Below are 9,559 nucleotides of genomic sequence, written 5' to 3'. Positions count from 1 at the left end.
TTTTAGTAAGTTTTTAGCTGCGCCACTTGGTTCTCTACGGTGTTGCTCCCAATCACGTAATGTTTTGAGGTTAAAGCCAAAATACTGTGAAAAATCTTTTTGGCTCATGTGTAAGTTTTTACGGATTTTCTTAACATCAATGCTAGGAGTAGGAGTTACCCGTTTAAAACCGGAAAGCTCAGCATCCGTCAGAAAAGGAGCATCGCTATCCTCACTTGCATTAAGGGCTATTTCTTCCTCACTCATGGATTTTACTTTTTCCCAGTCAGTTTTGCCTTTAGATGTGGTCTTTGTAATATTTTCTTTCATTTTTACTCGCCCTCCGCGCTGAAATCAGTCTTATGGACTTATATCTTAGAGTATAAACAACCAAGAGAACGACCCCATTAACCATACCTAGAGTAAAATGACGTTCTTCCCCTGACTCATGCATAATCGTTTTTTCAATGCGATTGATATCACTGAAAATCGCAACAGCATCGACAAAATCAATACCGTGCTTTTCGATATTGATCTTTTGTTTATTATCATCCCATTCAAACTTATTCATACTCTCATGATACGGCATTGCCGTACTTTCGTCAAATCGACCCGGATAATATTTGTTAATTGTTTATGGGGGCTTGGAGTCCAATGGTGGAAAATGTACGCTTAGAGAAAGTATCATAAAACGACCTTAAACTAAGAGCAGTTGGAAAATAGGTTAAAACGGGATTTAAACTCTTTTAAATTCTCGTCCCTTTTTCAAAATTGCGAAAACCCATCTAAAAATTACGTTTTTTGATAATAGTTCATAAAGTTACTATTTTTTAGAACTGCATCTTGATCTTATAAAATTTAAGGTGGATTTTCACACAGTTCCATTTTTATTGATTTCTTAATGACCAAAGAGCCCGAAATAGTTTCTTCATTCCCACATTCCGCAGCAAAATTAGGAATAAAACTCCCAATATAATGTACCAAAGCAGTCCAGTAATGTTCTCTGTCTATCCATCATATTAGTAACAACTTGATGGGTACCATTATGGTTAAGACCGAGATGCCTTGAAAGCAAAAGAAAACCCATTTTGCAGTAGGTTTGTTAGTTGGTTTTTTCTTCATGTCAGGAAAGGAAGCATTGTTTTCCTGCAAGACTTTTCTGATTTGGTGTTCAACACTGGCATAAATCATGAGACAAGAGGAGGTCATGATCATAAGCAAAGCTTCTATGCGCTCAGGCTTTTTCAAGAAGAATGAAGAGGTTAAGAAATCAGGGCTTTTTAGAAATCGAAATCCACGTTCTACAGCCTGCTGTGATTTATATTCATCAAGGATAAACTGCATGGATAACGCTTCTGAGCAGTCGTTGGTCGCAATAATAAATAATCCCTTAGTGTCTTTGGCTTGTGCTGTTAAATTCAAGGATGTAGCAAGAAAACCAGTCAAAATCTCTTCAGTGTAAAGGGCTGCATCGCCAATAAAATAAGTGTTCTTATATGCCGCTTTAAGGCTTTTAATGTGCTCTTTGACTATCTCTTTGAAGCCTTGCACATCTTGCGTGTTTCCACTTCATGCCTTCATGTATAATGGGATACCCGCTTTATTTTCCGTAATTAAATTAAGCACTACCTGATTTAAATCAGGTCGGTGATCTTGACTATATCCTTGTGTTAAATGAATAGTTTGGGCATCAATATCCTGATGGTATTCTCCGTCTACATGAAAGCTGGTTGCATCTAAATTCAGACTGCAGCAAGGTAAACCTGGATGTTTGACAACTTTATAGGCTAGCTCTTGGTAAAAAGAGGATACATCCTTGTCATAAAGACTGTTTTTGAGGCGTTCATTACTTCCTTCCAAAAGGGAGTATATGATCAAAATCCGTGATCTGTGTCAATCTTTTAGGAAGAATTTAATTTAAAAAGTTACTGCGGAAGATGGGGGTTGAAAGACAGATCCCCCGCCTTCGCGGGGGATGACAAAAATAAAATCATAGGGGTTAAAATAATTTCAAATAAATTAAACAAAAAAATGAGAGGATTACTCAACGCCTGCGCGGGAAGACATTGACGTGGTATACTTCTTAATTACCTATTCCGTGTACACCTACACGTATGGTTACTATGAGAACTAAAGGAACCTTGGCGACGTACCTCACGTGAGCTATTGCCCAGATCATTCTTCAATTAGCCTTAAGTTTACTTAACTTTTAATGATGCCTACGTACCGTGGCTTTGCGGGTGTCAAGCAAAACTTAAGGCTAATTGGAAGAGATCATCACATGGAGCTATCTTTCATTTAAGACAGCTTCTAATAAAGCTAAATAATTAGTGTCAAGCTGATAATCTTGATATAAATACTTTTTAATAAAAAGAGTATACCCTGCTTTTTTGTTTGAGGGCGATTCGTGTTGAATTTCAAGGGCTAATGCAAGCGTTGCATACAACACCGCCATTTCCTCAATAATCGATCTGATTTGCAGGGTCTTTACTGCCTGTTCAAAGGTTGCCAGATTTTTAATTTTTAACGCTAATTCGTCTATTTTTTCTTTCAAGAATAATTTATCAGCGAAATCATCTGCGATTTTATTATATAAAGTTTCCAAATAGATAAGAAATAGCTTATCTACCTGAAACTTTTCTATATCTCGTAGGGTTTGCATCCATAAAGTAAAGTGCGTGCCCTCCCAATTTTCACAGATAATACAATCTCGCAATAACCGAGGAAGAGAGGAAAAATTTTCTATGACGCCATTACCAGCCAGAATATCAATGCAGTGATGAATGTTTTCTACTGATCGTTTCGCTGTAAAATATTTATTCAGATTCACCAGTGTTCTTATTAAAAGTTGTTGTTCCTTTGATTGTTCTTCAGGCGGGAGAGCATCTAAGTCATCCTGACGACTTACCATATCAAAAACGCTGGCTAACAGGGCGGTATTTTCTGCTTTAATTAAGGCTAATGCTTCTTTTACTAAAGGATAATCAATAATTGTATGATGAAAGGCAGAGCGATTACATGCATAATAATAAGCAATTTGTTGAGCACGTCGCGCCATTCCCAATACAGAAAATGCGTTAAAAATTCTGGATAAATGCAATACATTTTCCATGACGATATGAATACCCTGCTGAACTTCGCCCATAAGATAAGCGTAAGCGTTTTCAAAATTGATTTCCGCAGTGGCCATGGAGCGAGTACCCATTTTTTGTTTTAAACGTCTTAATTTAAAGTGGTTAGGTTTTCCGTTGGGAAGTTGGTTCGGAATCAAAAAAAGTCCTAATCCTGCGGTTCCTGAGCGTTGTTGATCATATCGGGCGGTAGAAAGAAATAACTCGGCATTTGCATTGGAACAAAACCATTTCTCACCGGTAATCCGCCAGTTTTTCTGTTCATCCTGACAGGCTTGGGTGGTATTGGCACCTACATCAGAGCCTCCCTGAATTTCGGTTAAAAACTGTGCGCCTGTATAATTATCGCTAAAAGAGGGGGTTGTTAGTTTATCCAGGTAGAAGTCTGTTTCTGCTAATGATGAGTAGTTTTTTAAAACACGGATAAGGCCCGCTGAGCAGGCAATAGGACAATTATGACCCGCTTCGCCTGCATGTGAAGATAAGAGAAATAAACTTAAAGTTTTTATCATTTGACCTGGTTTAAGCAAAAAATGCATCAGACCAGAGCCATAAATAATATTTCCCGCAGTCACATAGGAAGGATGATGAATAACTTGGTCGTGACGCTCACCAATGGAGTTATAATGTTCCACTTTAGGAAGGTTGGCATCAAGGTTGTTTTCCATAACTACGGGTTCTAATTGTGTCGCTACTTGTTCGGCAAACAGTCTTAATTGTTGTATAAATTCGGGTTGTCCTGAAAAATAGTACTGGAAGGTATGCATGAGGTTGGAGTTGTCGGGCAGAAGCCTCTCTTGAAGTTGTTGCTGCCAGTTTTTAAGCTGTTCTCTTGCCGTATAACCACTATGACTGGCATCCATGGGTATTTTCTCCTAAAATTTTCGTTTGATTCCTGCTGTCGTTAATACTTTTGTTGCAATTTCCTCGATAGAGTAGCGAGTGGAATTCAGATAAGGAATATTTTCTCTTTTATACATGGCTTCAATTTCAGAGACTTCCAAACGACATTGCTCTGAGGACGCATATTTACTGTGAGGCCGACGTTCTGTGCGTATTTGCTGCAAACGTTCGGCATCGATTGTTAAACCAAATAATTTATTTTTATAAGGTTTTAACACATCGGGTAAGTGAGAAAACGTTAAGTCATCTTCAGTAAAGGGATAGTTGGCTGCAAGTACTCCGAAATGAAGTGCCATATATAAACAACTGGGTGTTTTACCACAACGCGATACGCCAATTAAGATGATGTCCGCCTTTTCATAGCCCTGAGTTTTAATGCCATCATCATGCGCTAAAGCATAATCGACAGCTTCAATACGATGAGCATAGGATTGAAGGTTAGCCACTCCATGAGTGCGCCCCACGGTATAAGAGGACTTGACATTGAGTTCATGCTCAAGAGGTCCCAAAAAAGTATTAAAGAGATCAAAAATGCGCGCCTTTGCCTGTTTAATGGTATGTACGATTTCAGGATTAATTAAAGTCATGAAAATGAGCGGTTGAATTCCTGTTTCCTCGTGGCAGGCATTAATACGATCGACTGCTTTTTCTGCTTTTTCTATAGTATCAATGTAAGGTATTGTCAGTTTTTCAAACTGAATATTCTCAAATTGGGTGATGAGGCTATTTCCGAGGTTTTCAGCAGTAATGCCCGTACCATCTGAAATCATGAAAACATACCGTTTCATTCATTAACCTTATTCATTGAATGGTTGATCTTCAAGATTCTAATCGATTAATGGATTCTCTGCCACTGGTAACCCATTACACATAATCTATGACGATTTAAAGCAGGGATGGCACAAAGCCCGGACTTGGCAAGATAGTTTGCTTCTGCTATGTTGTATAAAGATGAGTGTTGCTTTTGCGATGTTTTAGTGTTGGCAACGAATATTGGCAGCCTTCCAAATGTCGGGTAAATTATGGAACATGATCGATATGAGCAGAACAGTAAACTTTTTGTTATTGGTCTTCTTTGTCTGTTATTAAGCTTGACCCTGTTGGCGTTTGGACTTTATATTTTACCCTATCTTTTATGGAATTGGAGGTATGATATACCTGACTTTGTTCTGTCATGGCGGGAATGGCTAAAGGAGTATTATAATTTTACTGATTCCGGTGCATCCTGGCTAATTTTTCTTGTTTTTTTTATCCCGGCCATAATTTGTGGTTTTATTTCACGCTGGGCTTCTAATTACATTGATAATCAAATTAATGGTATTGTTCCTGCCCCTGAACCACAAAAACACAGAGAAGAAATAAAGCGCGATCTACAGGAATCGTTCGGATTTGGTTTGAAGATATTTTTACTTATTATTTTGGTATTAGTGGCGGTTACGGCGCTTGAATGGTTAATTGCGTCTCCTAATCCTTGATAAGGAGCTGGTATGTTTTTAAAACGTTTTAAAATTAAGAAATTAACTAAAAAAATCAAAGCGATGCAGCAAAATCGTATTCATAATCAGCCTCCGGATGAAATCATTGTCAAAGAAATAAGTTATTATCACCATTTAGCGGAAATGTATGGTTCGTTGGTTGGACACAAGTCTTATCCTTTTGCTGCTGATATGGTTATTGCTTGCTTACGTGCTGCTGCTGGCCTGGAAGATGTGAATGCGCAATATGAACTCGGTAGAACATTACTGGATGAAGCAAAATTCAGGGATCGATTACAACAAGAGGAAACTTTTGCCAGTTCCAGTAATGAACGTCAGATGAATCAACTTTATGAAGAGGCTCATGCTTACCTTCATGCCGCTGAAAAAACAGGTCACATTGAAGCCAAACGATTGCATGGCCTCTGTTACATTAATGGGTGGGGAGTCCCTGCTGACAAGGAAAAAGGATTTGAACTGATTGTACAAAGCATCGAACAGGAAAATAGTTGGGAAAGAGTGCCTCAGATTTTTGCTTCGATAGGTTTAAACAAACCGGAATTTTTTTCTGCTTTAATGAAACGTCGGCATAAATGAGTAATCATTGAGAAGCACCCTAAGTTGTTAGTCAAAAAGTCGTGTTTGTGCTGTTGGTTATAAGGTTATCTATCAGGCGTCAAAATTAACAACCAGATTTTGCCAGCAATCAGAATAGTCTAATTGTCTGGCAGGATGAACCAGGGCCTTTTCACTAACTAACCAGGGATTTTTTGTTTCAAACATAAAGGCCAATGTGTCTTGATAACGCACTGGATTAAGTGGCTGGCTGATGCCTTGTCGGTATGTTTCATTATCGGGACCATGAGCCGTCATGCAATTGTGAATACTGACACTGCCAGGTGTAAATCCTTCTTTTTTGGCATCGTACTCGCCAACAATTAATCCCATTAATTCACTCATAATATTACGATGAAAGTAAGGCGGTCTAAAAGTATGTTCTGCAACCATCCAGCGTGGTGGAAAAATAACAAAATCAAGATTGGCAACTCCTGTCGTGTCGCTTTCAGACGTTAAAACAGTGAATATGGAAGGATCAGGATGATCAAAGCTGACAGTATTAATGGTATTAAATAAGAACAAATCATAACAATAAGGGGCGTAATTGCCATGCCAGGCAACAACGTTAAGAGGGGAATGATTGGATAGGGCGGACCAGAACCGATTTTGATACTTACAAATTAAAGTCACTTCTTCCTGTTTGTCTTCATAAGTGGCGTGTGGATAGAGAAAGTGGCGGGGATTAGCGAGACTATTAGAACCAATGAGTCCTGATTGCGGTAATGTAAAGGGTGTTCCTGCGTTTTCACAAAGATAACCGCAAGCTAACGGACCGGATAGTTCAACGTTGAACTTTATGCCTCTTGGAATGACGGCAATTTTTCCTGGTTTAATAGTAAGCTGCCCGAACTCTGTATGAAGAATTAACTCCCCTGCATAAGGTACGAAAAGCAATTCACCGTCATGATCGCTGAAATAACGATTTTCCATTGTTTGATTACATTGATAAATAAATGCATTCACTGAGTGATTACCAGCAACATGAAATAAGCCATCGATAAAATCCTGTGTCTCTCCCGCAGGTTCTAAAGGAGACCAACGAAGGGGATTGGGTGCCTGATCACTTGCATAGGTGAGTGCCCTTTTTGTATAAAGATGATAGTCCTGATGAACTACCGAAGGTAAGATACGATATAACCAGGAATGTAAATTAAGATGTCGGGGTCTTGTAAATGCGCTGCCACTTACCTGTTCGGCATAAAGACCAAATGGACATTTTTGAGGGGAGTTTTGTTCTTTAGGCAAAGCCCCTGCCAATGCTTCACTTTGATGATGATTACCAAATCCTGCCAGATACACGACTCGCTCCCTCTTATAATGATGAAATTAGAATAACTTGAAAAAACCCAAAAAGTCGAGATAAGAAATATTTATCGTCATATTTTTAATCTTTAATGTATAATTTCCCGTATTTTAGAGTAATTGAGGAGTATTCATGGCGGGGCATAGCAAATGGGCTAATATTCGTTTTCGCAAAGGTGCACAAGATGCTAAACGAGGAAAAATTTTTACTAAATTAATTCGCGAAATTTCAGTTGCCGCACGAACCGGCGGTAGTGATGAATCATCCAATTCACGCTTGCGTGATGCGATTGGTAAAGCGCTTAAAGCCAATATGAAGCGGGATACCATCGACAATGCTATCAAGCGGGGTGCTGGTGGATTGGACGGTGAAAATATGATGGAAATGCGTTACGAAGGTTATGGACCTGGCGGCGTTGCTATTTTGGTTGATTGTTTATCTGATAATAAAAATCGCACTGTTTCGGAAGTAAGGCATGCGTTTAGCAAGCATGGAGGAAATCTGGGAACGGATGGTTCAGTTGCTTATCTTTTTAATAAACAGGGGGAAATTCTATTAGCTGAAGGTCAACCCGAAGAGGAGGCGATGGAGGTAGCAATAGAGGCAGGTGCTGAGGATGTTGTAATTGAAGAAGGACAAATTGAAGTGATTACTACAGCCGATAATTATCATACTGTATTAGCTACAATACAGAATGCGGGCTATGAAATAGAGCAATCCCACTTGACAATGCGAGCACAAACCACAGTTCCTCTTGATAAAGAATCCGCCGAGAGCTTGCTAAAATTAATTGATATGTTAGAAGATCTTGATGATGTGCAAAATGTTCATAGTAATGCAGAGTTTCCTGAATCAATGTTTGAGGCGTCCTAGCTGAAGACTTTAAATAAGCATGATCGCTTGTCCCATTAGCGAAGAAAAGGAGTTGGTAATAGTGAGCATTATTTTGGGTATTGATCCAGGTTCCCGCATTACAGGTTATGGCATTATTAAAGAAAACCAGAAACAACTCCAATACATTGATAGTGGCTGTATTCGTACTTCTGAAGGTAATTTAAGTCAACGTTTATTGCAAATTTTTAACGGCATTTGTCAATTGATGGATGATTACTCTCCTGATGAGGTGGCTATAGAACAAGTTTTTATGCATCAAAATCCTAATTCAGCATTGAAACTGGGGCATGCCAGAGGAGTTGCTATGGTTGCTGCAGCATCTCATCGCATCCCTGTTAGCGAATATTCGGCAAGAGAAGTCAAGCAAGCCGTGGTGGGCTATGGAGCGGCGCAAAAAGAGCAGGTTAAGCATATGGTTATTACCCTGCTTATGTTGAGTAACCCTCCGCAAAGCGATGCTGCTGATGCGCTCGCTATAGCCATTTGTCATAGTCATAGACGACATGGCTTTCAAGTACTGCAGCAACGCCCACGATACTCAAGGAGACGGTTAATATGATAGGCTGGTTAAATGGACAAATTGTGGATAAACATCAACCCGGTAAATTGGTAATTGATGTTAATGGAGTAGGTTATGATGTAGAAACTTCTTTGCAGACTTTTTTTCAGCTGGAATCCCAGTCAGGTGCAGTAGGTTTGCATATTCATACGGTAGTGCGGGAAGATGCTCTCTTGCTTTATGGTTTTCTTGACAGGCAGGAGCGTGCGTTATTTCGTGCATTAATTAAAGTAAATGGTGTAGGGCCTAAAATGGCTATAACTATTCTTTCCAGTGTGACGCCTGATGAGTTTGTTCAATGTATTAGCCAACAAAACACGCTTTATCTGACAAAATTACCCGGCATAGGTAAGAAAACAGCTGAACGTTTAGTCATTGAAATGAAAGATAATATAAAGCAATTTTTGCCCCTCGATTCGGCGGCACGATCTGTACAAACAGTTAGTATGCGGGAGCAGGATGAAGCAATTAGCGCTTTGGAGGCTTTAGGTTATAAACAGCAGGAAGCGATCAAAGTAATTAATAAAATTGATGATGGCAATAAAAGCTGCGAGCAGTTAATACGTCAGGCTTTGCAATTGTTAGCGAATAGATAGTTAGCGTTCGCGCCGGTTTATTTCAATGGACGAAATTAAAATAATGACAGGATCATTCAGTGCCTGCGCGGGAAATGCATTGACGTTATATACTTCTTAAT

General features: G+C 39.1%; 9 protein-coding genes and 2 pseudogenes. 5 read left to right on the top strand and 6 right to left on the bottom strand.

Going from position 1 to position 9,559, the window contains the following annotated elements; translation table 11 throughout:
• The 5 genes and pseudogenes from T345_RS13685 to ppsR form a co-directional block, all read right to left on the bottom strand.
• A pseudogene (locus T345_RS13685) lies at positions 1-309 on the bottom strand (transcriptional regulator); the annotation flags it as partial.
• A complete protein-coding gene (locus tag T345_RS0105750; RefSeq protein WP_051555155.1) occupies positions 278-550 on the bottom strand; it encodes a BrnT family toxin in 273 nt (90 codons plus the stop codon). The pseudogene T345_RS13685 and the gene T345_RS0105750, both read right to left, overlap by 32 nt.
• A gap of 381 nt (positions 551-931) precedes the next feature.
• Positions 932-1,620, bottom strand: a pseudogene (locus T345_RS15395) (IS1634 family transposase); the annotation flags it as partial.
• Positions 1,621-2,266: 646 nt separating this feature from the next.
• Positions 2,267-3,973, bottom strand: coding sequence for an acyl-CoA dehydrogenase family protein (locus T345_RS0105735; RefSeq protein ID WP_028388502.1), 1,707 nt, complete (start codon positions 3,971-3,973; stop codon positions 2,267-2,269).
• 12 nt (positions 3,974-3,985) lie between these two features.
• The gene (ppsR, locus tag T345_RS0105730; RefSeq protein WP_028388501.1) at positions 3,986-4,801 is read right to left on the bottom strand and encodes a posphoenolpyruvate synthetase regulatory kinase/phosphorylase PpsR; all 816 of its coding nucleotides are present in this window, start codon (positions 4,799-4,801) and stop codon (positions 3,986-3,988) included.
• 234 nt (positions 4,802-5,035) lie between these two features.
• On the opposite strand from ppsR, the gene T345_RS0105725 reads away from it, so the two are divergent.
• Complete coding sequence (locus tag T345_RS0105725) at positions 5,036-5,488, top strand: hypothetical protein (RefSeq protein ID WP_028388500.1); 453 nt, start codon at positions 5,036-5,038, stop codon at positions 5,486-5,488.
• 12 nt (positions 5,489-5,500) lie between these two features.
• Positions 5,501-6,085: an SEL1-like repeat protein gene (locus tag T345_RS0105720; protein ID WP_028388499.1), complete on the top strand. Its 585-nt coding sequence runs from the start codon at positions 5,501-5,503 to the stop codon at positions 6,083-6,085.
• A gap of 72 nt (positions 6,086-6,157) precedes the next feature.
• Here T345_RS0105720 and hmgA read toward each other — a convergent pair whose 3' ends face one another.
• Positions 6,158-7,405 carry a homogentisate 1,2-dioxygenase gene (gene hmgA, locus T345_RS0105715; RefSeq protein ID WP_028388498.1) on the bottom strand — a complete coding sequence of 416 codons (1,248 nt, stop codon included), beginning with the start codon at positions 7,403-7,405 and terminating at the stop codon, positions 6,158-6,160.
• 136 nt (positions 7,406-7,541) lie between these two features.
• Here hmgA and T345_RS0105710 point away from each other — a divergent pair, with 136 nt between their 5' ends.
• The 3 genes from T345_RS0105710 (at position 7,542) to ruvA (ending at position 9,458) form a co-directional block, all read left to right on the top strand.
• Positions 7,542-8,282 carry a YebC/PmpR family DNA-binding transcriptional regulator gene (locus T345_RS0105710; protein WP_028388497.1) on the top strand — a complete coding sequence of 247 codons (741 nt, stop codon included), beginning with the start codon at positions 7,542-7,544 and terminating at the stop codon, positions 8,280-8,282.
• Between the two features lie 61 nt (positions 8,283-8,343).
• Positions 8,344-8,862 (top strand): crossover junction endodeoxyribonuclease RuvC, encoded by a 519-nt coding sequence (gene ruvC / locus T345_RS0105705; protein WP_028388496.1) that lies wholly within the window; start codon positions 8,344-8,346, stop codon positions 8,860-8,862.
• Positions 8,859-9,458, top strand: coding sequence for a Holliday junction branch migration protein RuvA (gene ruvA / locus T345_RS0105700; protein WP_028388495.1), 600 nt, complete (start codon positions 8,859-8,861; stop codon positions 9,456-9,458). The genes ruvC and ruvA overlap by 4 nt, the downstream gene beginning before the upstream one ends.
• Positions 9,459-9,559 lie beyond the last annotated feature (101 nt).

The organism is Legionella fairfieldensis ATCC 49588 (genome assembly GCF_000621525.1).
Lineage (GTDB): Bacteria > Pseudomonadota > Gammaproteobacteria > Legionellales > Legionellaceae > Tatlockia > Tatlockia fairfieldensis.
Note: the sequence above shows the minus strand (reverse complement) of the source record. Positions and strands in the feature narration are given on the sequence as shown.

Bases quoted from the DNA above. Each gene is read 5' to 3' on its own strand.
- ruvA (WP_028388495.1), top strand. From the start codon at position 8,859: ATGATAGGCTGGTTAAATGGACAAATTGTGGATAAACATCAACCCGGT.
- ppsR (WP_028388501.1), bottom strand. From the start codon at position 4,801: ATGAAACGGTATGTTTTCATGATTTCAGATGGTACGGGCATTACTGCT.
- T345_RS0105735 (WP_028388502.1), bottom strand. From the start codon at position 3,973: ATGGATGCCAGTCATAGTGGTTATACGGCAAGAGAACAGCTTAAAAAC.
- T345_RS0105710 (WP_028388497.1), top strand. From the start codon at position 7,542: ATGGCGGGGCATAGCAAATGGGCTAATATTCGTTTTCGCAAAGGTGCA.
- T345_RS0105750 (WP_051555155.1), bottom strand. From the start codon at position 550: ATGAATAAGTTTGAATGGGATGATAATAAACAAAAGATCAATATCGAA.
- T345_RS0105725 (WP_028388500.1), top strand. From the start codon at position 5,036: ATGGAACATGATCGATATGAGCAGAACAGTAAACTTTTTGTTATTGGT.
- T345_RS0105720 (WP_028388499.1), top strand. From the start codon at position 5,501: ATGTTTTTAAAACGTTTTAAAATTAAGAAATTAACTAAAAAAATCAAA.